The 23950-nt window shown below is 70.5% G+C and carries 24 protein-coding genes; 12 read left to right on the plus strand and 12 right to left on the minus strand.

All coding sequences use genetic code 11. The features are described 5' to 3' along the window. The 8 genes from KF903_RS02155 to KF903_RS02190 all read left to right on the plus strand — a co-directional run bounded on the left by KF903_RS02155 (position 1) and on the right by KF903_RS02190 (position 7879). On the plus strand, positions 1 to 174 hold the full coding sequence (locus KF903_RS02155; protein ID WP_291210412.1) for a hypothetical protein: 174 nt from the start codon (positions 1 to 3) through the stop codon (positions 172 to 174). Then, positions 171 to 2609 (plus strand): heavy metal translocating P-type ATPase, encoded by a 2439-nt coding sequence (locus tag KF903_RS02160; RefSeq protein ID WP_291210414.1) that lies wholly within the window; start codon positions 171 to 173, stop codon positions 2607 to 2609. The genes KF903_RS02155 and KF903_RS02160 overlap by 4 nt, the downstream gene beginning before the upstream one ends. Then, positions 2606 to 2830, plus strand: coding sequence for a cbb3-type cytochrome oxidase assembly protein CcoS (gene ccoS / locus KF903_RS02165; RefSeq protein WP_291210416.1), 225 nt, complete (start codon positions 2606 to 2608; stop codon positions 2828 to 2830). The genes KF903_RS02160 and ccoS overlap by 4 nt, the downstream gene beginning before the upstream one ends. After that, entirely contained in the window at positions 2827 to 3555 is a 729-nt protein-coding gene (locus tag KF903_RS02170) for a sulfite exporter TauE/SafE family protein (protein WP_291210419.1), read from the plus strand. The genes ccoS and KF903_RS02170 overlap by 4 nt, the downstream gene beginning before the upstream one ends. Before the next feature lie 128 nt (positions 3556 to 3683). Then, positions 3684 to 4385: a response regulator transcription factor gene (locus tag KF903_RS02175; protein ID WP_291210422.1), complete on the plus strand. Its 702-nt coding sequence runs from the start codon at positions 3684 to 3686 to the stop codon at positions 4383 to 4385. Positions 4386 to 4422: 37 nt separating this feature from the next. Further along, positions 4423 to 5838 carry an ATP-binding protein gene (locus KF903_RS02180; RefSeq protein ID WP_291210425.1) on the plus strand — a complete coding sequence of 472 codons (1416 nt, stop codon included), beginning with the start codon at positions 4423 to 4425 and terminating at the stop codon, positions 5836 to 5838. 206 nt (positions 5839 to 6044) lie between these two features. Beyond that, positions 6045 to 7331: an ATP-binding protein gene (locus tag KF903_RS02185; RefSeq protein ID WP_291210428.1), complete on the plus strand. Its 1287-nt coding sequence runs from the start codon at positions 6045 to 6047 to the stop codon at positions 7329 to 7331. Continuing rightward, positions 7328 to 7879, plus strand: coding sequence for a response regulator transcription factor (locus tag KF903_RS02190; protein ID WP_291210431.1), 552 nt, complete (start codon positions 7328 to 7330; stop codon positions 7877 to 7879). The genes KF903_RS02185 and KF903_RS02190 overlap by 4 nt, the downstream gene beginning before the upstream one ends. A 325-nt stretch (positions 7880 to 8204) precedes the next feature. Here KF903_RS02190 and secF read toward each other — a convergent pair whose 3' ends face one another. The 7 genes from secF to KF903_RS02225 all read right to left on the minus strand — a co-directional run bounded on the left by secF (position 8205) and on the right by KF903_RS02225 (position 17476). After that, on the minus strand, positions 8205 to 9146 hold the full coding sequence (gene secF, locus KF903_RS02195) for a protein translocase subunit SecF (protein ID WP_291210434.1): 942 nt from the start codon (positions 9144 to 9146) through the stop codon (positions 8205 to 8207). 11 nt (positions 9147 to 9157) lie between these two features. After that, complete coding sequence (gene secD, locus KF903_RS02200) at positions 9158 to 11077, minus strand: protein translocase subunit SecD (RefSeq protein WP_291210437.1); 1920 nt, start codon at positions 11075 to 11077, stop codon at positions 9158 to 9160. Between the two features lie 65 nt (positions 11078 to 11142). Further along, on the minus strand, positions 11143 to 11478 hold the full coding sequence (gene yajC / locus KF903_RS02205) for a preprotein translocase subunit YajC (RefSeq protein ID WP_291210440.1): 336 nt from the start codon (positions 11476 to 11478) through the stop codon (positions 11143 to 11145). Positions 11479 to 11678: 200 nt separating this feature from the next. Further along, positions 11679 to 12791: a tRNA guanosine(34) transglycosylase Tgt gene (tgt, locus tag KF903_RS02210; RefSeq protein ID WP_291210442.1), complete on the minus strand. Its 1113-nt coding sequence runs from the start codon at positions 12789 to 12791 to the stop codon at positions 11679 to 11681. 147 nt (positions 12792 to 12938) lie between these two features. Further along, on the minus strand, positions 12939 to 13982 hold the full coding sequence (queA, locus tag KF903_RS02215; RefSeq protein ID WP_291210445.1) for a tRNA preQ1(34) S-adenosylmethionine ribosyltransferase-isomerase QueA: 1044 nt from the start codon (positions 13980 to 13982) through the stop codon (positions 12939 to 12941). A gap of 90 nt (positions 13983 to 14072) precedes the next feature. Next, on the minus strand, positions 14073 to 16211 hold the full coding sequence (locus tag KF903_RS02220; RefSeq protein ID WP_291210448.1) for a hypothetical protein: 2139 nt from the start codon (positions 16209 to 16211) through the stop codon (positions 14073 to 14075). Next, positions 16208 to 17476: a DUF3142 domain-containing protein gene (locus KF903_RS02225; protein WP_291210450.1), complete on the minus strand. Its 1269-nt coding sequence runs from the start codon at positions 17474 to 17476 to the stop codon at positions 16208 to 16210. Before KF903_RS02225 ends, KF903_RS02220 begins: the two co-directional genes overlap by 4 nt. A gap of 226 nt (positions 17477 to 17702) precedes the next feature. Here KF903_RS02225 and KF903_RS02230 point away from each other — a divergent pair, with 226 nt between their 5' ends. Further along, positions 17703 to 17897 carry a hypothetical protein gene (locus tag KF903_RS02230; RefSeq protein ID WP_291210453.1) on the plus strand — a complete coding sequence of 65 codons (195 nt, stop codon included), beginning with the start codon at positions 17703 to 17705 and terminating at the stop codon, positions 17895 to 17897. Here the strand turns inward: KF903_RS02230 and KF903_RS02235 are convergent, their stop codons facing one another. After that, complete coding sequence (locus tag KF903_RS02235; protein ID WP_291210455.1) at positions 17898 to 18824, minus strand: LysR family transcriptional regulator; 927 nt, start codon at positions 18822 to 18824, stop codon at positions 17898 to 17900. Positions 18825 to 18938: 114 nt separating this feature from the next. Here KF903_RS02235 and KF903_RS02240 point away from each other — a divergent pair, with 114 nt between their 5' ends. Continuing rightward, entirely contained in the window at positions 18939 to 19712 is a 774-nt protein-coding gene (locus KF903_RS02240; protein ID WP_291210457.1) for an SDR family oxidoreductase, read from the plus strand. Between the two features lie 153 nt (positions 19713 to 19865). Further along, the gene (locus tag KF903_RS02245) at positions 19866 to 20195 is read left to right on the plus strand and encodes a hypothetical protein (RefSeq protein ID WP_291210460.1); all 330 of its coding nucleotides are present in this window, start codon (positions 19866 to 19868) and stop codon (positions 20193 to 20195) included. 105 nt (positions 20196 to 20300) lie between these two features. On the opposite strand, the gene KF903_RS02250 is transcribed toward KF903_RS02245, so the two are convergent. Then, the gene (locus KF903_RS02250; protein WP_291210461.1) at positions 20301 to 20447 is read right to left on the minus strand and encodes a hypothetical protein; all 147 of its coding nucleotides are present in this window, start codon (positions 20445 to 20447) and stop codon (positions 20301 to 20303) included. Between the two features lie 137 nt (positions 20448 to 20584). Between KF903_RS02250 and KF903_RS02255 the strand changes: the two genes are divergently transcribed. Next, a complete protein-coding gene (locus KF903_RS02255; RefSeq protein WP_291210464.1) occupies positions 20585 to 20848 on the plus strand; it encodes a hypothetical protein in 264 nt (87 codons plus the stop codon). Positions 20849 to 20858: 10 nt separating this feature from the next. On the opposite strand, the gene KF903_RS02260 is transcribed toward KF903_RS02255, so the two are convergent. The 3 genes from KF903_RS02260 to KF903_RS02270 all read right to left on the minus strand — a co-directional run bounded on the left by KF903_RS02260 (position 20859) and on the right by KF903_RS02270 (position 23945). Next, positions 20859 to 21458, minus strand: coding sequence for a response regulator transcription factor (locus KF903_RS02260; RefSeq protein ID WP_291210467.1), 600 nt, complete (start codon positions 21456 to 21458; stop codon positions 20859 to 20861). 48 nt (positions 21459 to 21506) lie between these two features. Continuing rightward, positions 21507 to 22670: a sensor histidine kinase gene (locus KF903_RS02265; RefSeq protein WP_291210469.1), complete on the minus strand. Its 1164-nt coding sequence runs from the start codon at positions 22668 to 22670 to the stop codon at positions 21507 to 21509. Between the two features lie 483 nt (positions 22671 to 23153). Then, a complete protein-coding gene (locus KF903_RS02270) occupies positions 23154 to 23945 on the minus strand; it encodes an ABC transporter permease (RefSeq protein WP_291210471.1) in 792 nt (263 codons plus the stop codon). Positions 23946 to 23950 lie beyond the last annotated feature (5 nt).

Raw genomic sequence — 23950 nt, forward strand, 5'->3', positions numbered from 1 at the left:
GTGGCGTGGTACCGCCAGCCGGTGGCATGGCTCGGCGTTGCAGTGTTGGCCGCGTCGCTGGCCGGGTGCGTGTGGCTCATCGTGCTCGGCCTGCGCCATGCCGATGAACCGGTCGCCACCGATGGCGTGATCTTCAAGGTGCCGGTCACGCGGTCGGCACCGCCGCGGCCATGACTGCGCCCTGCTGGCATTGCGGCGAGCCGCTGCCCGAGGGCGCGGTGCTGCACGCCAGCGTCGCCGGCCAGCCGCGCCCGGTCTGCTGCGCGGGTTGCCGCGCCGCGGCCGAATGGATCGAGCAGCTCGGTCTGGCCGACTACTACCGCCTGCGCAGCGTGCCGGCCGATCGTCCCGCGCCGACGCCGCCCGACACCCACAGCTGGAGCCGGCCGCAGCTCGCGCGCCACGTCGTGCGCGAACTCGACGCCCACCACTGCGAGGCGATCTTCCTCGTCGATGGCATGCGCTGCAGCGCCTGCGTCTGGCTCATCGAGCGCGCCGTGGGCGCCCTGCCCGGGGTGGTTTCGGTGCAGGTCAACGCGGTCGCCCGGCGCGCCCGCCTGGTGTGGGATCCGACGCGCTGCGACCTCGCCGCCCTGGTGACCGCGTTCGCCCGCGCCGGCTACCGCGCGCTGCCGCTGGATGCCGCCGCGCTCGAGGACGCGCGCAAGCGCGAGTCACGCGCCGCGCTCAAGCGCGTCGTGGTGGCCGGCTTTGGCGCCATGCAGGCGATGATGTACGCCAGCGCGCTGTACTTCGGCGCATTCGCGGCGATGGACACCTCCACGCGCGATCTGTTTCGCTGGTTCGGCCTGCTGGTCGCCACGCCCGTGGTGTTCTACGCGGCGCAGCCGTTCTTCGCCGGTGCCCTGCGCAGCCTGCGTGCGCGCCGCCTCGGCATGGACGTGCCAGTGGCGCTCGCGATCGCACTCATCTATGGCGCGAGCGTGATCGAGGCGTTGCGCGGCGGCAGCGAGGTCTACTTCGACTCGGTCAGCATGTTCGTGTTCTTCCTGTTGCTGGGCCGCCAGCTCGAACTCAAGGCGCGCCATCGCGCCGGCGACCTCACCGATGCGCTGGCGCGACTCACGCCCGCCTTCGCCGAGCGCATCCGCGCCGACGGCAGCCGCGAGCGCGTCGGCGCCATCGAACTGCAGCCCGGCGATCGCGTGGCGGTGGCCCAGGGCGCCGCCGTACCGGCCGATGGCGTGCTGCTGAGCGAGCAGTGCCGCGTCGACGAGGCCTTGCTGTCGGGCGAATCGCTGCCGCAACTGCGCCGCCGCGGTGACGCACTGGTGGCCGGCAGCGTGGTGGCCGAAGGCCCGCTCGAACTGCGCGTCGAGCATGTCGGCGCCGACACCGCGCTCGCCGCGATCGTCGCCCTCGTCACGCGCGCGCAGGCCGAACGCCCACGCCTGGCGCGGGCCGGCGAGACCGCCGCTGCACGCTTCGTGGCGCGCGTACTGGTGCTGGCGACGGCCACCGCGATCGGCTGGAGCGTGTTCGATCCCTCGCGCGCCTTCGCGGCCACCTTGGCCGTGCTCGTGGTGTCGTGTCCATGTGCGTTCGCGCTGGCGGTACCCGCCGCGCTCACTCGCGCGCTGGCGCTGCTGGCGCAGCGCGGCGTGCTCGTCGTACATGCCGACGCGGTGGAAACACTCGCTGGCGCCAGCCACGTCGTGTTCGACAAGACCGGCACGCTGAGCGAGCCGCGCAGCGGAATCGAGCGCATCGATTGCGCCCGCGGCGTGACGCGCGAAGAGGCGCTGGCCTTGGCCGGCGCACTCGCGCAGCGCAGCCGCCATCCGCTGGCCACAACGCTCGCCACCGCCGCCGCCGCGCTACCCGCGCGCACGGCGAGCGCAATCGACGAAGTCACCGGCCAGGGCCTGCGCGGCGTGGTCGACGGCCGCGAGCTGCGGCTCGGGCAGCCCAGCTTCGCGCTCGGCGCCGCTACCGATGACGCCGCGCCCGCGGCCACGCTCGATGATGCGGTCGTGCTTGCCGACGCAGGCGGCCTCATCGCCGCCTTCCACATCGGCGAGCGCCTGCGCGCGGGTGCCCGCGAGACGATTGCCGCCCTCGACGCCGCCGGCGTCCACAGCGAAATCGTCAGCGGCGATGCGCCGGCGCGCGTGGCTGCGCTGGCACAGCGCGCGGGCGTCGCGCAGTGGCGCGCGCGGCAGACACCGGCCGACAAGCTCGCCCGCCTGCACGAGCTGCGCGCAGGCGGCGCGCGCGTGATCGCGGTCGGCGACGGCATCAACGATGCACCGATCCTCGCCGGCGCCGATGTCGCCGTCGCACTCGGCAGCGGCAGCGATCTCGCCCAGGCCAGCAGCGATGTCATCCTGTCGCGCGCACGCCTGCCGGCGCTGGCCGAGGCCGTGGCGATCAGCCGCGACACCATGCGCGTGCTGCGCCAGAACCAGCGCTGGGCACTGGTCTACAATCTGTTGGCGATTCCATTCGGCGCGCTCGGCCATGTGCCACCATGGCTCGCCGCCGTGGGCATGTCGGTGAGCTCGCTCGTGGTGGTGCTCAATGCCACCCGCATCGGCCGCCGCCAACCGATCCTGGCCGAAGCGGCGCCGCGCGAGGCATTGGCATGAACATACTGCTGGTGATGATTCCGCTGTCGATCCTGTTCGCGCTCGGCGCCGGCGTCGCCTTTTTCTGGGCGGTCGACCACGACCAGTTCGACGATCTCGACACGCCCAAGCTGCTGCCACTGCTCGACGATCCGGCGCCGCCACTCGCCGCCGCGGACGCGGCGCCGGCGCTCGACGCCGCGCCCGATACCGCGCCGGACGCGCCAGCGCCGCGCGCATGAGCCAAGCGCCAACCCTGCTCGCCGCGCTACTGCTGGGGCTGGCGGCCAGCGGACATTGCCTGGTCATGTGCGGCGGCATCTCGGCGGCGCTCGGCATCGCCACCGCCAAGGGCCCCGATGGGCGCCCGCGCCGCGGCCTGCTCGTGTTCTACCAGCTCGGCCGCATCAGCTCGTACACGCTCGCCGGCATGCTGCTCGGTGGCGTGCTCGGCGGCGCGATCGCACTGCTCGACATCGAGGCCGTGCGCCGCACCCTGCGCGTGGTCTCGGCACTGGCACTGCTGCTGGGCGCGCTGGTGGCCAGCGGCCGCCTGCGCGATCCCGGCTACGGCATCGGCCCGCGCATCTGGCCCCATCTGGCGCCGCTCGGTCGCCGGCTGTTGCCGGTGGCGAGCATCCCGCGCGCGTTCGCGTTCGGCATGGTCTGGGGCTGGATGCCGTGCGGCTTCGTCTACACCGTGCTGCTGATCGCGACGCTGCAGCTCGATGCGCTGCGCAGCGGCGCGACGATGGCGATGTTCGGGCTCGGTACCGCGCCGGCAATGCTCGCCGCCGCATTCGGCGCGCAGCGCATCGCACGCCTGGGCGCGCGCCCCGGCAACCGCCGCATCGCCGCCGGTGCGCTCGTGCTGAGCGCCCTGCTCACGCTGGCCGGACCGTGGCTGGTGGGCAGCGCGCCATGGCTGCACCACCTGTTGCCGTTCGATTGCACCTTGCCGCCCTGACGCGGGTGGTCGCCCCGCCGGCATGGCCACGCCAACCGTGCCCGCCACCGGTGCGGCGGCGGCGTAAAGGCGTGCAAACCCGCGGCGGCGCCAAGCTGCAGCGGCGCCCCGCCCGCTATCCTTGGCGCATGGTCAGCCAGCGCATCCTGCTCGTCGACGATGACGTGGAACTCGCCCAGCTGCTGCGTGACTTTCTCACCCGCGACGGCTTCGAGGTCGCGCTCGCCCACAACGCCGACGACGCCCTCGCCGCCGTGCGCAACGGCGCCTTCGACGCGCTCGTGCTCGATGTGATGATGCCGGGCCGCTCGGGTCTCGATGCGCTGCGCGAGCTGCGCCGCGAATCGCCGCTGCCGGTCCTGATGCTGACCGCGCTCGGCGAGGACATCGATCGCATCCTCGGCCTCGAGCTCGGTGCCGACGACTACATTCCAAAACCGTGCAATCCGCGCGAACTGGCGGCGCGCCTGCGCGCGGTGCTGCGCCGCGCGCATGGCGACGGCGGCGAAACACTGACCGATCTGCACAACGGTCCGATCGTGCTGCGCGCGGCCTCGCGCAGCGTCAGCGTCAACGGCGAACCGGTCACGCTGACCGCCACCGAGTTCGACCTGCTCGCACTGCTGCTGCGCGAAACCGGCCGCGTGGTGAGCAAGGAGCGCATCTCGCAGAGCGTGCTGGGCCGGCCGCTCGGCCCGTTCGACCGCTCGATCGACGTGCACATCTCCAACCTGCGCCGCAAGCTCGGTGACGCGGCCGACGGCGATTCGCCGATCACCACGATCCATCGCAGCGGCTATCTGCTGCGCCAGCTCGGGGCGCCGGCATGAGCGCCGCGCGCCGGCCCGTCGCACCGCGCGCCGCGTCATGATGCAGCGGCTGTTCTGGCGCATCTTCGCCGCAATCTGGTTCGCCACCGTCATGCTGATGGTCGCCTTCGCGTGGCTGGCCACCAGCAAGTTCGAGCGTGAGAAGATCCCCGGTCTCGACATCACGCGCCTGCAGGCGTCGATGGACGACCTGCTCACGCGCACCACGCACGAGCTGCGCCGCGAAGGCGTCGAGCCGACCCGCCGCTGGCTGCAGGCGGCCACCGGCTTCGGCCCGGCCCGGGTCTACGTGTTCGACCCGGCTGGCAACGAACTGCTCGGCCGCAGCGTGTCGCCGGTCGTGCGCGAGGCAGCCAACGCCGTGCTGGCGCAGCTTGGTGACGGCGCGCGCGCCGACAACGTCGTCGTCGGCTCCGAGCGGCTGCGCGCGCGCCTGCTGCGCACGCGCGAGGCCGGCACCTTCGCCGCCGTTGCCGCCCTGGAAGGCAGTTTCCTCACCCGCCTGATCTCGCGCCGGCCCGACTGGTTCTGGCAGAACATGCTCATCGCCATGGCGATCAGTGCCGCGATCAGCCTGCTGATCGCCTGGTATGTCGCCGCACCGCTGCAGCGCGTGCGCACCAGCACGCGCCGCTTCGCCCAGGGCGATCTCGATGCGCGCGTGGGCCGTATCCGCTTTGGCCGCAGCGCCGAAGTGGTGGCGGTCGCGGCCGAGTTCGACGCGATGGCCGACCGCATCGAGACCTTGGTCGAGAGCCAACGCCGGCTCGTGCGCGACGTGTCGCACGAACTGCGTTCGCCGCTGGCGCGCCAGCGCGTCGCGCTCGAACTGGCGCGCGACGGTGATCCCGCGCATGTCTCGGCTGCCCTCGACCGCATCGAATGCGAATCGGCCCGCCTCGAATCGATGTTGGCACAGGCGCTGGAGCTGTCGCGGCTGGAAACCGCCGATTTCCCGATGGACGACCGCGTCGAACTCGATGCCCTGCTCGACGATGTCATCACCAACGCCGACTACGAAGGCGCGCCACGCGGCCGCAAGGTCGCGTTGAGCGAACGCACCCACCTGCAACTGAGCGGCTCGCACCGCGCGCTGTATTCGGCGCTCGAGAACGTCATCCGCAACGCGCTGGCCTACACGCGCGACGGCAGCACGGTGGCGGTGCGCCTTCTGCAGGCCGGCGGCAATGCCCGCGTCATCGTGCGCGACCACGGCCCCGGCGTCGCCGAGGGCGAACTGGGGCGCATCTTCGAGCCGTTCTACCGCACCGACAGCGCACGCACGCGCAGCAGCGGCGGCACCGGTCTGGGCCTGGCCATCGCCTACCGCGCCATCATGCGCCACGGCGGCCACATCAGCGCCCGCAACGCCGACGGCGGCGGCCTCGAGGTCACGATCGATCTGCCGCTGGCGCCGCGCACAGCCGGTCGCCGCGAGCCGGCACGCAGCTGAGCCGCGCCACGCCCGGCGTCGACCGACAGCCCCGGCCACGCGGCCAGAGCGTCGCCGCACGCAACACGATCGGTGCCGCGCAACGGCGCGCCAACGCACGCCGCGGGCCGGCGCGGCAACCGGCAACGCCCGGTCGCAGAACCAGCCGCGCCCCCGCGCTGCGGCGTGCCGCCAACGCCGCACCGCCGGCAGCCTACAATGCACAGATGCCTGCCACCCACGCCACCCAGATCGCCTTCTTCCAACGCGCCCGCGGCCTCGTCGAAACGCTGGCCTGGCTGCGCCTGTGCGCGATCGCCGGGCAGACCGCGACGATCGTGGTGGTGACGCGCCTGTTGCGGTTGCCGGTGCCGGTGGTGCCACTCATGCTCGGCGTCGGCGCTCTGGTCACGTTCGCGGTGTTCGCGTTCTGGCGGCTCACGCTGCCGCGCCCGGTGAGCCTGGCCGAGGGTTTTGCCCACGTCAGCGTCGACATCCTCGTGCTGACCTATCTGCTGTACTGGACCGGCGGCGTCGAAAACCCGTTCGTGACCCTGCTCGTGATCCCGATGGCGCTGGCGGCAGCGGCGCTGTCGATGCGCTACGTGGCGGCCGTGGCCGTGCTCGCGTCGATCTGCTTCGCCCTGCTCGTGCCTTGGCACCAACCGCTGCCGCCGCTGCACGTGGCGCGCATCGCCGAGGCCGACCTGCGCGAGATCGCGATCGCGGTCAACTTCGTCGTCATTGCCGGCGTGCTGGCCTTCTTCAGCGCGCGCCTGGCCAACGCGCTGCGCGCGCGCGAGGCCGAGGTGCGCCGCCAGCGCGAAAGCACGCTGCGCAACGAGGGCATCCTCGCCATCGCGACCCAGGCGGCCGGCACCGCGCACGAGCTCAACACGCCGCTGTCGACGATCCGCACGCTGCTCGGCGAGCTGCAACGCGAACGCGGCAACGACACCGCGCTGGCCGGCGACCTCGCCTTGCTCGTGGGTCAGGCCGAACGCTGCCGCGACATCCTGCGCAAGCTCGTCGCGGTCGGCAATCGTGGCCTGAACGACCTGCCCGAACAGCTCACGCTCGCCGCCTTCGTCGAGGCATGCGGCGATCAGATCCGGCTGCTGCGCCCCGAGATCGCGCTGCGCATCGCCTTCACCGGCAACGCCGGCGAACAGGTCATCGCGGCCGCGCCCGATCTCGGCCACGCGCTGGTCAACCTGCTCAGCAACGCGGGTGACGCCTCGCAGGCAGCCGGTTCGGCGGCGGTGGAACTGCGCATCAGCGTGGATGGCGGCGACGCGGTGTTTGCGGTGCGCGACCACGGCAGCGGCGTGGTCCCGCGTCTGGGCGCGGGTTTCCGCACCGGCAAGCAACACGGCCTGGGGCTGGGCCTGGCGCTGGCACACTCCACCGCCGAGCGCCTCGGCGGCGGCCTGGCGGCGCACACCGCCGAGGATGGCGGCCTCGTGCAACGATTGCGCGTGCCGCTGCTGGGCAACGACAATAGCGCGCCATGAACACACCCGGTTCCCTGCTGCTCATCGACGACGACGCGGTGTTTGCCACCGTGCTGGCGCGCGCACTCAGCGCGCGCGGGTTTGCGGTCGCGATCGCCCACGACAGTGCCAGCGCCCTCGCGCATGCGCGCGAACGTGCACCCGCCTATGCCGTGCTCGACCTCAAGCTCGGCGCCGAGAACGGCCTGACCCTGATCCCCGATCTGCTGGCGCTGCAGCCGAACCTGCGCATCCTGCTGCTGACCGGCTATGCCTCGATTGCCACCGCGGTGGAGGCGATCAAGCGCGGCGCGCACGACTACCTCGCCAAGCCGGTCGACGCCGACCAGGTGATGCAGGCGCTGCTCGGCGAGGGCAGCGACGATGCCGATGACCTGCCGTTGCCCGAGCACGCGCCACCCCTGCGCCGGCTGGAATGGGAACACATCCAGCGCGTGCTGGCCGAATGCGACAACAACATTTCGGAAGCGGCGCGGCGGCTCGGGCTGCACCGCCGCACGCTGCAGCGCAAGCTGGCCAAGCGGCCGGTACGCGAAAACAACGCCTGAGCGCAGGCGCCATGCAGGCGTCAGGCCCGATGCGCGACGCGCGATGCGGTCGTCACCACCGCGCCGGCCTCGCGCGCAGCCACACTTGCGGCGGGCGCGCTCGACGCGGATCGACCGGCACGCACAATCGTTTCGCCCAACGCCGCGCCGCGGCCCGGTGGCCATGTGCACCGGTGGTGCAGCGCGACGCACGTGGCCGCTGCAATGGCAGCGGCGCAGCCTCAGCGGGCGCCTCGCCAACCGGCACTGCGCCAGCGCGCAGTGCGGGACTGCCCGCGACCGTGCGCGCCGAGCGTGGCGCGCGCCGGTTCCGCTGCGGACGCCCTCACGGGCGCCGCGCGAGCTCGGGATTTTCCTTGGTGACCGGCATCAGGTCGGTCTTGGAGACCTTGAGCCAGAGCAGGATCGGGTTGGCGAAGAAGATCGACGACAGCGTACCGATCACGATACCGACCAGCATCGTCAGCGCAAAGCCATGCACCGACGGGCCGCCGAAGAAGAACAGCGCGAACATCGCCAGCGCCGTGGTCAACGAGGTCATGATCGTGCGCGACAAGGTCTGGTTGATCGACTTGTTGAGGATGTCGTAGGTCTCGGCCTTGCGGGTCAGGCGGAACAGCTCGCGCACGCGGTCGAACACCACCACCTTGTCGTTGATCGAGTAGCCGATGACGGCCAGCAGCGAGGCGAGCACGGTCAGGTCGAACTCGAGCTGGGTCGCGGCGAAGAAGCCCACGGTCAGGATCGCGTCGTGGAATTCGCTGGCGATGGCGGCGATGGCGAAGCGCTTCTCGAAGCGGATGCCGATGTAGATCATGATGCCGAGCATCACGAACACGGCCGCCACGATGCCGTCGGACTTGAGCTCGTCGCCGACCGAGGAACCGACGAAGTCGGGATGGCGCTTGAGCGAGGCGTCGGCACGCGACTTCTGCAGCGCGGCCATCACCGTCTTGCCGACCGCGTCAACGTCCTTCTGGTCGGCCTGCGGTTGCAGGCGGATCGACACGTCGCGCGTGCCGCCCAGGCTCTGCACCTGCGCGTTCTCGATGCCGGCGGCCGTCAGTGCCGCACGCACCTGGTCGACCGCCACCGGCTGCTCGTACTGGGCCTCGATGAGCACGCCACCGGTGAAGTCGAGCGCGTAGTTGAGTCCGCGCGTCGCGACCAGCGCGAGCGAGGCCAGGACCAGCACGAGCGAGATCACCAGGCTGACCTTGCGCATGCCCAGGAAGTCGATGTTGCTGTTGGGATTGAACATTTCCATGGCGTGCGTCCTCAGGCCGTCGCAGTGCGGTCGGTGTAACCGCTGCCGATCGACAAGCCCTTGAGCTTGCGCCGGCGACTGTGAATGAAGTGCGTGAACGCGTGGGTCACCGTGACCGAGGTGAACATCGAGGTCAGGATGCCGATGAACAGCGTCACGCCGAAGCCGCGGATCGCACCCGAGCCGAGCGTCATCAGTGCGAGCGCAGCCAGCAGGTGGGTCACGTTGGCGTCGAGAATCGTGGCCCAGGCCTTGTCATAGCCGGCACGGATCGCCGCCAATGGCGTGGAGCCGTGGCGCAATTCCTCGCGCACACGCTCGCAGATCAGCACGTTGGCGTCGATCGCCATGCCCAGCGTCAACACGATACCGGCGATGCCGGGCATGGTCAGCGTGACGCCGATCGCGCTCATGATCGCCAGCAGCAGCACGAGGTTGAAGAACAGCGCGATGTCGGCGATGAGACCGAACAGCCAGTAGTAGAACGCCATGAACACGAGCACGGCCGCCAGGCCGAGCGCAACGGCGTAGACGCCCTTCTTGATGTTGTCGGCACCCAGGCTCGGGCCGATCACGCGCTCCTCGACGATGTCGATCGGCGCCGCCAACGAACCCGAACGCAGCAGCAGGGCCAGGTCGGAGGCTTCCTTCATGCTCTCCAGCCCCGTGGTCTGGAACCGGGTGGAGAACACGCCGCGGATCGTCGCCACGCTGATCACCTCCTCGGTGATCTTGGTACTGCGCACTTCCTTGCCGTCGACGACCTTCACCTCGGGCGTGCGCTCGACGTAGAGCACGGCCATTGGCTTGCCCACGCTCTGGGTGGTGAAGTCGAGCATCTTGCGGCCGCCGCTGGCATTGAGCTGCACCGACACCGCCGGCGTGCCCGACTGCTGGTCGAGCTCGCTGCTGGCGTTGACCATCTCGTCACCGCTCACGATGATCTTCTTCTTGAGCAGCACCGGCACCTTGCGGCCATCGGCGCCGACGTTGCGCATGTAGTAGAGCTTGTCGTCGGGCGGCACGTTGCCGCTGCGCATGGCGTCGAACGCGTTGGCATCCTGATCGACCGCGTGATACTCGAGGGTGGCCTGCGCGCCGAGCACGCGCTTGGCGGCGGCCGTGTCCTGCACGCCGGGCAGCTCGACCACGATGCGCGATTCGCCCTGCTGCTGGATCAGCGGCTCGGCCACGCCGAGCGCGTTGATGCGGTTGGACAGCGTGGCCTGGTTCTGCCGGATCGTGTTGAGCGCCGCCTCGCGCACCTTGTCCGGCTTGACGCTGGCGTTGAGCACGAACGCATCGCCGCTGCCAGGGCCATCGCTGACGACGACATCGGGCACCTTGGACTGGATCGCCGTGCGCGCGGCGTCGCGATCCTCGGCCGAGCGCAGTTGCACCACCACGCCCTTGGCGCCGCGGTTGACCGACTGGTAGCGGATGTTCTTCTCGCGCAGCACGCCGCGGATGTCGTCGGTGTAACGCTGCACCTGCTTGTCGAGCACGTCCTTGTCGTCCACTTCCATGAGGAAGTGCACGCCACCCTGCAGGTCGAGGCCCTTGGGCATCTCGCGCGCGCCGATCGCGAGCATCCACGCCGGCACCGTCGAGGCCAGATTGGGCGCCACCACGTACTGGTCGGCCAGCTCGGTCTTCATCGCCTCGACGGCCTTGGCCTGGTCGTCGCTGGCGCCGAGCGGCAGCCGCACGAGCATGTGGTCCTTGTTGAACTCGATGCTCTGGAAGGTGATCTTGTCCTTCTCCAGCACGCCCTGCACGCGCTCCTTGAGCGCCTCGTCGATGGTCGCGCCGCGATTGGCGGTGACTTGCACGGCCGGCTGCTGCACGTACAGGTTGGGCACGCCGTAGAGAATGCCGAGCAACAGCACGACTACGACGAGCACGGACTTCCAGCGTGGAAAATCGTTCATGGTGGGATCCGTTGCGCTGCCGCGGCCAGCTCCGGCCGCGACGGATGGTTGTCAGGTCGGCCGGCTCAGGCCGACTTCAGGGTGCCCTTGGGCAGCACGGCGGAAATGGCCTGCTTCTGCATCTTCACCGACACCCCGTTGGCGACTTCGAGCACCACGAACTGCTCGTTGATCTCCTCGACGCGGCCGAGCAGACCGCCGTTGGTCAGCACCTCGTCGCCCTTGGCCAGCGCCGCGATCATGGCGCGCTGCTCCTTGGCGCGCTTCATCTGCGGCCGGATCAACATGAAGTAGAAGATGCCGAACAGGATGATGAGCGGCAGGAACGACACCAGCGGATTGGGTGCCGCGGCGGCGTCGCCAGCGGCCTGCGCATGGGCGGTGTTGATGAAGAAATCCATGGATGCTCCGGTTGTGCGCCGAGGGTCAGGCCCCGGCGGGGACCAAAAAGATCGCGAATTATGCCATACCGGGGAGCGGCGACGCGGTCGCCAGCGCCACCACGTCCAGGGACGCCTCACGGCCGCCACCGCCACCGCCACCGCCACCGCCGCCGACCCGCTGCCACGCGGCCGCGCCGGCAGGCGCCCGCCGGCGGACCCTAGGCCGGCCCTGCGCGCAGCCGCCAGAACCCATCCACGAACTGCGCCAGGCGCCGCTCGTCGATCGCGGCGCGCAGGCCGGCCATGAGTTCCTGGTAGTAGTGCAGGTTGTGGATCGTCGCCAGCATCGGCCCCAGCATTTCGCCGCATCGGTCCAGGTGGCGCAGGTAGGCACGGCTGAAGCCGTTGCGGCAGGTGTAGCAGGCGCAGGTCTCGTCGAGCGGGCGCGTGTCGTGCTCGTAACATGCGTTGCGGATGCGCAAGGTGCCGTGGCGCGTGAACAGGTGCGCATTGCGCGCATTGCGCGTCGGCATCACGCAATCGAACATGTCCACGCCGCGGCAGACCGCGGCCACGATGTCCTCGGGACGGCCCACACCCATCAGATAGCGCGGCCGCTCGCGTGGCAGCAGTGGTTCGATGGCCTCGAGCGTGGCGTTGCGCTCGGCCTCGGGCTCGCCCACGGCCAGTCCGCCGATCGCATAGCCGTCGAAGCCGATGTCGATGAGTGCCTGCGCGCAGCGGCGGCGCAGCTCCGCGTGCACGCCGCCCTGCACGATGCCGAACAGCGCATTGGGATTGCCCAGCGCATCGAACGCCAGCCGCGAGCGCTCGGCCCAGCGCAGCGACAGCTCCATCGAGGCGCGCGCGGTACGCTCGTCGGCCGGGTACGGCGTGCACTCGTCGAAGATCATGACGATGTCGGAATCGAGCGTGCGCTGGATCTGCATCGACACTTCGGGCGAGAGGAACACCTTCGAGCCATCGACCGGCGAGGCGAAGGTCACGCCCTCCTCGGTGATCTTGCGCTTGTGCGCAAGCGAGAACACCTGGAAACCACCCGAATCGGTGAGGATCGGCCGGTCCCAGCCGATGAAGCGATGCAGGCCGCCGAAGCGTTCGATGACCTCGAGCCCCGGGCGCAGATACAAGTGGAAGGTGTTGCCGAGAATGATCTGCGCGCCGATCTCGCGCAGCGACTGCGGCGTCATCGCCTTGACCGAACCATAGGTGCCGACCGGCATGAACGCCGGCGTCTCGATCGTGCCGCGCGGAAACGCCAGCCGGCCGCGGCGTGCGGCGCCGTCGGTTGTCAGAAGCTCGAACTGCATGAAACGGGCCGCCGCGGAAACAGGCCGCGCATGATACGCGCTGCGGCGATCGATGCGCGACAAGCGGCCAAGCCGCGCCAAATCGACACGCGCCCATCGCATCCAAGGTTCGACGCCGCAGCCTGCGCCGCGCTCGGCACCGAGCTGCTACACCGCCGCCGCGGTGCCGGGCGGCAGGATCAGCATCGCATCGCCATACGAGAAGAACCTGTAGCGCGCGTCGACCGCGTGCCGGTATGCCGCCAGCATGAACTCGCGCCCGGCGAAGGCGGACACGAGCATGAGCAGGGTCGATTCGGGCAGGTGGAAGTTCGTCACCAGCGCATCGACGCTGGTGATGCGATAGCCGGGGAAGATGAAGATCTGCGTCTCGCCCGCGAACGGTGCGACTTCGCCGCCTTGCAACGATGACTCCAGCGCGCGCACGACCGTCGTGCCGACCGCGATGACGCGCCCGCCACGCGCGCGCGTGTGGCGGATCTTCTCGACGAGTTCGGCGCCGACGTTGAGCCATTCGCGGTGCATCGTGTGGTCTTCGAGGCGTTCTGCGCGCATCGGCTGGAACGTGCCGGCGCCGACGTGCAGCGTGACGTAGCCGAAATCGACGCCGCGCGCCCGCAACGCGGCGAGCAGCGCGGCGTCGAAATGCAGGCCCGCCGTCGGCGCGGCGACCGCGCCCGCTTGGCGCGCGAACACGGTCTGGTAGCGCTCGTCGTCGGCGCGATCCGCGTCGCGTTCGATGTATGGCGGCAGCGGCATGCGGCCCAGGCGCAATAGCGTTTTTTCCAGCGGCTCGCGTTCGTCGAAACGCAGCAGGAAGAACTCGCCGTCGCGACCAAGAACGGTGACGAGGCTGCCGTCGGCGAGCACGATGCGGCCGCCGGACTTCGGCTTTTTGCTCACGCCCAGCTGCGCGCGCGCCTCATGCGTGCCGGTCACACGCTCGATGAGGATCTCGACCGCGCCGCCCGATTCCTTGCGCCCGAACAGGCGCGCCGGCAGCACGCGGGTGTCGTTGAAGATCAGCAGGTCACCCGGCTGCAGCAGCGCCGGCAGATCGGTGATGCCGCGATCGGCGAGCGTGCCGCTGCGCGCATCGGCGAGCAGCAGGCGGCTCGCCGAGCGCTGCGCGAGCGGCACCTGGGCGATGAGCTCGGGCGGCAGGTCGTAATGGAAATCGGTCTTGCGCAACGGGGTGGCCAATGGGGTGAAAACGTGGATGGTAGGCAGCCGGTCGCGCGTGCGCCAAGTACCGCGCGCGGCCGCGGTGCGCGACGGCGCTCAACCCGCGACCACGTGACCCTGCGCTGCGCTGCCGCGGCGACGGCGCTGCCACCACCACGCGCCAGCACCGAGCGCGAGCAACAGCGCGCCCGCCGCCCATGGCAACGCGCGCCTGGCGAGGCGCTTGGCGGCGCGCACGCGTTCGAAGTGCAGGCGCTTGGCCGCGCCGGGGAAATCCGGGGCGAGGCATTGATTGCCGAAATCGTCGGCCCAGGGCACGTACGGCCCGTGCTTGACGTAGCGCCGCCAGTAGTCGCGGGCGAGCTCGGGCGCATCATTGAGCACGTAGCCGGTCGCGCTGCACAGCAGTGCCGCGTAGGCTTGCGAACGCTGCGGCACGAGGTCGGCGGCACGGGCGGCGAACTCGGCGGCGACGTAGCGGTAGTGGAAGCGACGGTCGGGTTGCGCGGCGCTCGCGGTCACGCGCACGCGCTCCGCGTCGGTCGGCCCCGCGGCGAACGGCAACTTGAACGCGGGCGCGTCGCCGACAGTGCTCGCAGACTCGCCGGCACGCGGATAGCCGAAATCGTAGACGGTGGGGAAACTGCCGCCCCACGTCACCATGTCGGGCGTCACCTCGTAGCCGAGCAGTTCCATGCCGTCGTTGCGCGCGAGCTCGGCCGCGCGATACCACGCCTCGGCGCGCTCGATGCGCCCGCCCTGCTCGGCGGCACGGCGCGCGGCGACGTATTCCTGCGCCTTGGCCCGCAACTGCGGATCATCGAAATGCGCGAGCGCGGCGTCCCACTGCCCGGCCCGCAGCAGGCGCCGCGCGAGCAGGGTGCGCAACTGGTGCACCGGATCGGCACCGCTTTCAAAACCACCGATGCTGCCGGGCGCAGCCGCATTGTGCGCCACGAAATCCTCGAGCTCCTCGACCGTGAGCACGCGCTCGGCGACGAAGGCCGCGTCCTCCCACGCGTTGGCGTGGAACAGGTGGTCCATCGCCGCGAGGTACTCGCCGCGCGCCAGCGCGAGCGTGCCCTGCTCGCCGCGCACGCGGCAGTAGTCCACCGCCGGCGCCACACCGGCGTCGCCCTCCCCGTCACCATCGGGCTCGGTCGGCGGAAACGCCTTGGCCGCAACGGCATAGGCCTGCGTCGCCGCCGCGATGTCGCCCGCGCGCAGCGCGAGCTTGGCGCGCACCCACGCCGACAATCCGTCGTCGCCCTTCGCCGCCAGGCGCGCCGCGACGTCGTAACGGCCACTGCGATAGGCGAGCGCCGCGAGCCGTGAGGCGTCGTCGAAACCGGCCGCGTCCTCATGCCTGAGCGCGGCGAGAAAACGTTGTGTGACGCGCTCCAGCGTCGCTGCATCCTCATCGTCGAAGTCGCCCACGTCGCCGCGCGTGATCAGGTATGCCGCGACCAGCTTGCGCGACCGCGCATCATGCGCTGCGGCATCGAGTTCGGTGTCGCTGGCGACGATGCGCCGCGCGACCACCAGCAGCGAGGTCCAACCGAGCTCCGAGCCGCGCGCGGCCTGCTCGGCGTACAGGCGCACCGCGCCCGCAGTGTCACCCGTGGCGAGCAACTGACGCGCCTGCTCGCCCTGGCTGTCGAGGGCGAGGCCGAGCGGATCGTCCGCGCCCGCGGCGACCAGCTCGCGCACCTGCGCGAACGCGGCCGCTGCTTCCGCCGGCGCGGTGTCGGCGAGCAGGCGACCGAGCATGTACTGCGCCCACGGCCCGTAGTGGCGCCGCTCGGCGGCGGGCAGTTCGAGCACACTTGCGAAGCGCTGCCGCGCCTCGTCATGCGCCCCCTGCGCGAACGCGGCGGCTCCCGCGAGATAGCGCCGCGCCTCGACGGGCAGCCCAGCACCAAGATTCCAGGCGGCCGCTCCGCTGTCGGCCTCGCGCACGCGCTGGGCGAGTTCGGCCTGGTCACCCAACCAGTCGCGCTCGACGCCCGCCCGCACCTCGACATCGCCATGACTGCCGATGCCGACCGAACCCGCGGTGGCCGCGCCCGGCGGTGCCGGCACGAGCCGTGCGGCCTCGGCGGCGAAACCGCGCGCCGGCAGGTGGGTCAGCGTGGCGCCACGGTGGTCGAGGAGGTTCTCGGGGAAATCGGGGCCGCAGGCCCAGGCCTGCAGCGTGATGCCCAGCGCGAGCGCGGCGAGCAGCGTCTTCTTCATTGCACATCCTTTGCTTGCGAGTCCTCGATTGTAACGACCGGCGCCTGCGCGCAGCGCAGCCAGCCGACCGGGCTCGTGCGACCCGGCGGCAGGCGGAAGCCCGGCTTGGGCAGGAAGCGCAGGCGCGTGGCATCGCCCGCCGCGATCCAGTCGCCCACCGCATCGTGCGCGTTGCAGGCGGTGGCGACGCGCAGCGCGGGCGCCGGTGCCGCAACCGTGCCGCCATTGGCGAGCGCGAGATCGTGCGCGCCGTTGGCCTGTGGCGTCAGGCGTACCTCGAAGCGTGCGCGCGGCAGCGTGCCGGCGATGACCTCGCGCAATGCCGCGAGCGTCCACGCCCGCCGATCGCCGGGCAACGGCAGGCGGAACCAGGCCACGCCCTGCCAGTGCGCGGGCGGATCGGCGCGCAGGCGTGCGAGCAGGGAGAGCACCTCGCGTGGCTCGGCCGCGAGTTCCTCGCCCGGCAGCGCCGGCCGGTCCTCGAGTCGCGCTTCGCTTTCGACGGCGCGCGGCTGCCCCGCGTCATCGAAGTACACGCGCGTGCCATAGGCGGGCAACGCGAGGCGGAACGGCCGCGTCGTGCGCCGGGCGAACGCACGCGCCCAGCGCTCGGCGCTCGCCGCGTCGAACAGGCCCGCCGCTGGGCGCTGCACCGCATGCACCTGCAGCACGCTCTCGTCGACGGCGTCGAGCACGCCATCGAGTTCACCCGCATCGAGCCACGCCGGCAACGCGGTGACCGACAGCGCCAGTCCCGCCGGCAAGCCGCCACGCAGCGTGCGCAGGCGCTCCGCGTAGTCGGCCAGCCGCGCGGTGCCGCAGTCGTAGTCGATCTCCACCGCAGCGAACGGCGCAGCGCCAGACTGCCAGCGCGCGAGCAGCGGTCGCAGTTCGGCAAGCAGCGACTCGGCCACGGGCGCCTGACCGGCGCCATCGAAGCGCACCACCGCCACGCGGCGCCGCGCATCGCCGGTGAGCGCCGCCGGATCGGCTTGGGTCGCCTGCCAGCGGCCATCACCAGACACCTGCGCCACGAGCACGCGCACGCCGCTGAAGAGATCGCGGCTGTCGCCGAGCGCGCCGCGCAGCGGCTCGTTCCACACCCGTTGCCACACGTAGACCTCGTGCGTCGGCGCGGCAACGGGCGGTGCCGCAACACCCAGACTCGCGGCCACCACGCCGGCCATCGCCGCCAGCCGGCGCCAACAGCGCGCGCCTGTGCCGCGCCGCGCCCCAGCCCTGCCTTGGATCTGCCACCCTTGCATGGACCGAACTCCGTGTACTGCACCGCACCGATCGTCTCACGGCCGATGCTTGGCTGTGGTTTCTGCTCCTTGTTGAGCATCGGTCAGCGCCGCCAGGGATGACGCCAATGAGCGGCGGCGAGCTGCCGAAAGCCACCGGGTGGGCGTCCGGCTTCGGTGCCATAACCGGTGCTGCACGACCACCGCCTACCCACCAGACTGCCCGAAAAGGCCATCTGAAATTCCTATGCCTCAAGGCTCCATCGTCCGCAGCCTGGCTCCGTCCCGGCTCGAGCGCTCGCAGCGCGTGGCCGGGGACGCTGCCCAGCAGCACCTGGCCGAGCGGCGCCTGCCCGAGCAGGAGCGCGAGGGCGACACCCTACCGCTGGCCATGCGCAGTTGGGAGTTTGCGGCATTTGCGCAGATGCGCCGCAACAGCTGATCACCCCAGCCCCCGCGATGGATCGCCTGCCTCCCAGCAGGGAGCGAGCACTTCTGCAAGCCACTGGCTGAAAACCTGCAGCCGCCGCGACAGGTGGCGCCGGTGCGGGTACAGCAGCTGCATGGGCATGGCGGGCGCGGGCCAGTCTGGCAGCACCTCGACGAGTTCTGCGCTCTGCAGGTGCTCACGCACGTCGAAGGCCGGTACCTGGATCAGTCCGAGGCCCGCGAGGCAGCAGGCGATATAGGTTTCCGCGTTGTTCACCGCCACGCTGCCGGGCAAGACCAGGGTGTGTACCTGCCCGGCCTGCTGCCATTCCCAGGGCTCGACCCGCCCACTGGTGGGCGAGGCGTAGTTGACGGCCTGGTGCCGTGCCAGATCCTGCGGCGACCGCGGCGTGCCGCAGCGCGCCAGATAGTCCGGACTGGCGCAGTTGACCATGCGCAGCTGTCCCAGGGGCCGCGCCACCAGGCTGCTGGCGGGTGGCGTGCCCACGCGCAGCGCCAGGTCAACGCCCTCCTGCACCAGATCAACCGCCCGGTCACTGCTGCCCAGCTCCACCTCCACGCCGGGATGCAGCGCAAAGAAGCCAGGCAGCGCCGGCGCCACCAGGCGCCGCGCGATGCGGCTGGGCATGTCCACACGCAGGCGCCCGCTGAGCGCGCCGCCCTGGGGACGGAACTGTTGCTCCAGTTCCTGCATGTCGGCCACGAGCGCCTGGGCACGTTCGAGCAGGGCCTGGCCGTCCTGGGTGAGCGCCACGCGGCGCGTGGTGCGCGCCAGCAGCCGCGTGCCGAGGCGCGATTCGAGCTGCTGCACGGCCAGCGACACCGTGGCCCGCGGCAGGCCCAGCTGGTCGGCCGCCTGGGTAAAGCTGCCGCTGTGCGCCACGCGGGCAAAGATGTGAAGTTGCTCGATGCGGTCCATGGGCGTTCTTTGTTTGTAATTCTTGGATAGTAAAGCCGTTGATTCGATATTTATTTGCGCTTTGTTGGCAAATAGAGTGATTGACTGTCGTTCATCTGCATGAAGGAGTCCCCCATGTCCCAGCACAGCATTCAAGGCAAGGTCGTGTTGATCGCCGGCGGCGCCAAGAACCTCGGCGGCCTGCTGGCGCGCGACCTGGCGCAGCATGGCGCCAAGGCCGTCGCCATCCACTACAACAGCGCAGCATCCAAGGCCGATGCCGATGCCACCGTGGCGGCCGTGCAAAAGCTTGGCGCCAAGGCCGTGGCGCTGCAGGGCAACCTGACCACGGCCGCAGCGATGGAAAGGCTGTTCGCCGATTGCGTGACCGCCGTGGGCCGACCGGACATCGCCATCAACACCGTGGGCAAGGTGCTCAAGAAGCCCATGGCCGACATCAGCGAGACCGAGTTCGACGAGATGGACGCGGTCAACAACAAGAGCGCCTTCTTCTTTCTGAAGGAGGCCGGTAAACACGTGAATGACAACGGCAAGATCTGCACCCTGGTCACGTCCTTGCTGGGGGCGTTCACGCCGTTCTATGCCTCGTATGCGGGCACCAAGGCGCCGGTGGAGCATTACACGCGCGCAGCCGCCAAGGAGCTGGGTGCGCGCGGTATCTCGGTCACGGCCGTGGGCCCGGGACCCATGGACACGCCGTTCTTCTATGGCCAGGAAAGCGCCGACGCCCAGGCCTACCACAAGAGCGCCGCCGCGCTCTCGCCCTTCAGCAAGACGGGGTTGACCGATATCGAGGACGTGGTGCCCTTCATCCGCCACCTGGTCAGCGATGGCTGGTGGGTCACGGGCCAGACCATTCTGATCAACGGCGGTTACACCACCAAGTAGGCGCCGCAAGGCGCTTGCCGGCAGATCGGGCGCGAACTGCACCAGGGTCACATCACCGCCGAGGGAGCCTGCGTAGATGCCGTTGAAGTGCTTGACGCGCTGGCGGTACCGGTCGCCGCGCATGATGGTTTCGCCCTTCCATGCAGGCTTGCCATGAAAGTCGAAGGGCTTGGCGGGCTGGTCGCCGGCCTGCGCGTTGACGACGTGCCACAGGTCATCGTCGCCGCGCACGAAGGCATCCAGCAAGGGCCTGCCGCCCGGTGGCGCGCGCACCACCCGCACGCTCGGCGTGGCGGGGCCGGCGTCGATCATCCAGTCGCACACGTTGTAGGGCGGCTGGCCGCCGTCTTCGTTGTCCTTGCATTCGCCGCGCAGGGGCGCCGCGGACCGGGCCTGGACGATGTCGAAGGCGCAGGAGGCGCCGTCCTTGGGGCTGCCGTCACGCTTGCGGCGGGTGATCTTGTAGCCCGCGGGAAGATCTAATTCCAGGCCGCAGGCGGCCACGTGCGCGGGCGGTACGGCGTCGGCCCCGGGCGCCGCCGGACACGAGGCCGGCGGCCAGCACGAGGGCGGCGGTTGGGATTGGCTTCATCGTTGAATCACCCAGAAAACAGTCTTCGGAAAATCTGCGGCAAGCGCAGTCAACGGCGGCGACAACGCGGCGATGGCACGCTGCAACCACAGCCTCAAGGTCGAGGCGATCCACGGCGCGCGGTTTGCGACCACTTCACCCATCGCATTGACCTCTCCGCGAGCGACGTCGCCCACCGCGTGGGCCTCCGGCTTCGGTGCCAGAACCGGTGCTGCACGACGGCAGCCTGGCCGCCAGACTGTCCGAAAAGGCCGTTTGAAATTCCCATACCTCGAGCGGCGTGTACCTGTACGTGACGCCCGACTGGCCGCGCTGGATGTTCATCGTGGCGATCCGCACGCACATCTACGCGGCGTGGGCGCTCATCGTCGCGCTCGCGATCCACGTCGCGGCGCGGCTGGGCCTGCTGCCGACCCACCGCGGAATCCTGCGCGGCATGTTCGGTGATGGCACCCTGCCGCTCGCGACCGCGCGGCGACTGTGGCCGGAATGGACGCGGCGCACGCTGGCGCGGGCAGCGCGCGAAGCGCCGCCGCCCGACTGACGCGGCGGCGCTACAGCCAGCCCTTCTGCCGCGCGAGGCGCCAGGCCTCGATGCGGTTGCTCACGCCGAGCTTGCTGATCGCCTCGGACAGGTAGTTGCGCACGGTGCCGTGCGACAGGTTGAGCCGCTGCGCGATGTCACCGGCGCTCATGCCCTCGCCGGCCAGGCGCAGCACCTGACGCTCGCGCTCGCTGAGCGGATCGGCTTCCGACCAGGCTTCGATCGCCAGTTGCGGATCGATCGCGCGGCCACCGCGATGCACGCTGCGCAGCGCCTCGGCGAGCTGGCTGGCCGGTGCGTCCTTGAGCAAGTAACCGGCCACGCCGGCCTCGAGCGCGCGGCGCAGGAAGCCACCGCGCGCAAACGTGGTCACGATCACCACCTTGCAGGGCAATTCGTGGCGCTGTACGCGCTGCGCCAGTTCGAGCCCCGACAGGCCCGGCATCTCGATGTCGGTGACGAGCAGGTCGGGTTTGAGCGCCTGCAGCAGACGCCAGGCTTCCTCGCCATCGGCGGCACTGCCGATGACTTCGATGTCACTCTCCAGGCCCAGCAGCGCCGACAGCGCCCCGCGCACCATCGCCTGGTCCTCGGCCAACAAGACCCGCATCGCCACCTGGATTGCCCTCGTTCCGATCCGTCGATTGCCCGCGAAACGTCAGTGTAGCGGCGCGACGTGTGCCACGGCCTGCCCTGCGCTGCCGTGGCTGGCCTGCGGTGGCAGCGGCACGCGCGCCACGAGGACACTGCCACCGCCGCGCGGCGATTCGATCACCAGGGTGCCACCGAGCGTCTGCAGGCGCTCCTGCATGCCGGCCAAGCCGTTCCCTGCGGCGCCGATGCCGCCCCGCCCGTCGTCGGCAATGCGCAGTTCCACGGCGCGGTCGAGGACCGCCAGCGTGACCCGCGCCCGACTCGCATGGGCGTGGCGCTGGATGTTGGTGACGGCCTCGCGCACGACGAGCGCGAGCGCGGTCTCGATCGCCGGCGGCATGGCGACTTCGTCCAGGTGATAGTCGAGCGCCACGTCGCCGGTTTCGAGCAGCAGCCGCGCCGCGGCCAGTTCGGCGGCGATGCCGGCGGCGCGGATGCCGCTGACGGCGCGCCGTACCTGGGCCAGCGCATCACGTGCCACGCGCTCGACCTCGACCATTTCGTGCCGAGCGGCCTGCGGATCGCGCTCGAGCAGGCGGTTGGCGAGCTCGGACTTGAGCGTGATCAGCGACAACGTATGGCCAAGCAGGTCGTGAAGGTCGCGCCCGATGCGCTCGCGCTCGGCCAGCGCGGCGAGTCGGCGCACTTCATCGTGGCTGAGCTTGAGTTCGGCCTGGCGCAGCGCCTTCTCGTGCGCGAAATGGTTGGCGAGGTAGACCGCGCAGGCGATGATCGCCGAGATCGCGGTGACGAGGACCGCGTAGCGCGTGGGCCAGCCCAACCACACCGCCTCGACACCGAGCAGCGCGATGGCGCCGCCGATCGCGAGCAGCGACCAGCGCGGCCGCATGCCGCCAAGCGGCAGCAGCGCGGCCGCGTAGATGAGGTAGGTGTTGGCCGAGACGTTGAACGGCAGCAGTACATAGGTCAGCAGCGCGAACAGCGCGGCCGCGGGCAGTGCGCCCCGACCGCGCGCCCGTCGCACCACGTGAACGTAGACCGGCACGAACACGGCGAGCGTGAGCAGCGTCGGCGGCAGCCACCGCACGAGCGGCGCGACCTCCCAATTGACGAACAGGAAGCCCGCATAGAGCAGGCTCCACAACGCGATGCGATCGTGTTCGGCGGCGGCGGGCGCTGCGGACGATGGTGCGGGGGAGTGGTTCATGACGGCCTGCTCCGAGGATCGTGCCCATGCCTGTTCATCGCGCTACCGCCGGCACGCCGGCCGCCGGGGCGCGCGCGATCGCGCAACCATTCTTCCACACCTCGCGGGTCGCGCGTGGCGGTGGTGTCGCACGTGGGATCGCTGTCGGCGCGCACGAAGGCGGCACGCCTGCCCAGCGCGATGCGAGCGCGGTCGGCGCGACCCAAGCGCCGCGCCGGGCCGCGGCGAGCATGTGCCAGTCGGTGAACATGTCCGGTTCGGCATGCACAGGGCCACGTGCGGCGTGGTTCGGGAAGGCGGCTGGCGCGCGCCCGGATCGGCGGTCGCACCGCGGCCGCGTGCGGTGTCCCGATCATGCTGCGGCCGGGCGACAGAGGTGAATGCCGGAGCGCCGGCGTCCGGCATGGCACCGACCGTCACCAGTGCGCGCGACAGGAAAGACTGCATCGCGGGGTTCTTCGGGTAGATGACGATGACGGTAGTTCAGGCGCGCGCCAGGCGCCGCCAGGCCAGCAGCAGGAACAGCGCCGTCATGCCGGCGAGCACGGCGACATGGCCGAGCAGCGAACCCGCATGCGGCTGTGCCGTGGCGGCATAGGCCAGTTGCGCGAGGTGGTAGGACGGCCACACCGGCGCAGCCTCGCGCAGCAATGCCGGCAGCAGCATGAGCGGCAACCACAGGCCCGACAGGAAGGCCATCGGCAGATAGATGAGGTTGACGATGGCCGGGGCCGCCTGGGCCCGGCAGAGACTGCCAACGAACAGGCCGATCGCGCAGAACGGCACCACGCCCAGGCTCGCCACCAGCGCCAGCGCGCCCCAGGCCGACCATGCCATGCGTACGCCACCGACGATGACCGCGGCCGCTGCCATCGTCGCGTACACGAGCGCGGCGAACAGCATGGCCATGACGAGCTTGGCCGCCAGATACGCCGCCGGCGGCATGGGAGACGCGCGTCGCCACCGCAGCCAGCCGCTGTCGCGATCAGTCGCCACCGCCACGCCAAAGCCGAACATGCCCGGCGCCATCACGCCAAACACGGTGTAGCCGGCCAGCATGTATACGGCCGGGTTGATCGGGCCGCTGGCCGAACCGTTGGTGAGCGAGGCAAACAGCACGTAGAACATGGCCGGAAACAGCAAGGTGGGCAACGCGAACATCGGGGTGCGCAGCAGGCGCAGGAATTCGTGCCGCGCCTCCAGCGCATAGCAGCGCAGCAGGCGCGGCACTGGCGTGGACGAGGCGAGGGCCGGTACGGCGATGGCGGTGGACATGGACT

The organism is Dokdonella sp., assembly GCF_019634845.1.
GTDB lineage: Bacteria > Pseudomonadota > Gammaproteobacteria > Xanthomonadales > Rhodanobacteraceae > Dokdonella_A.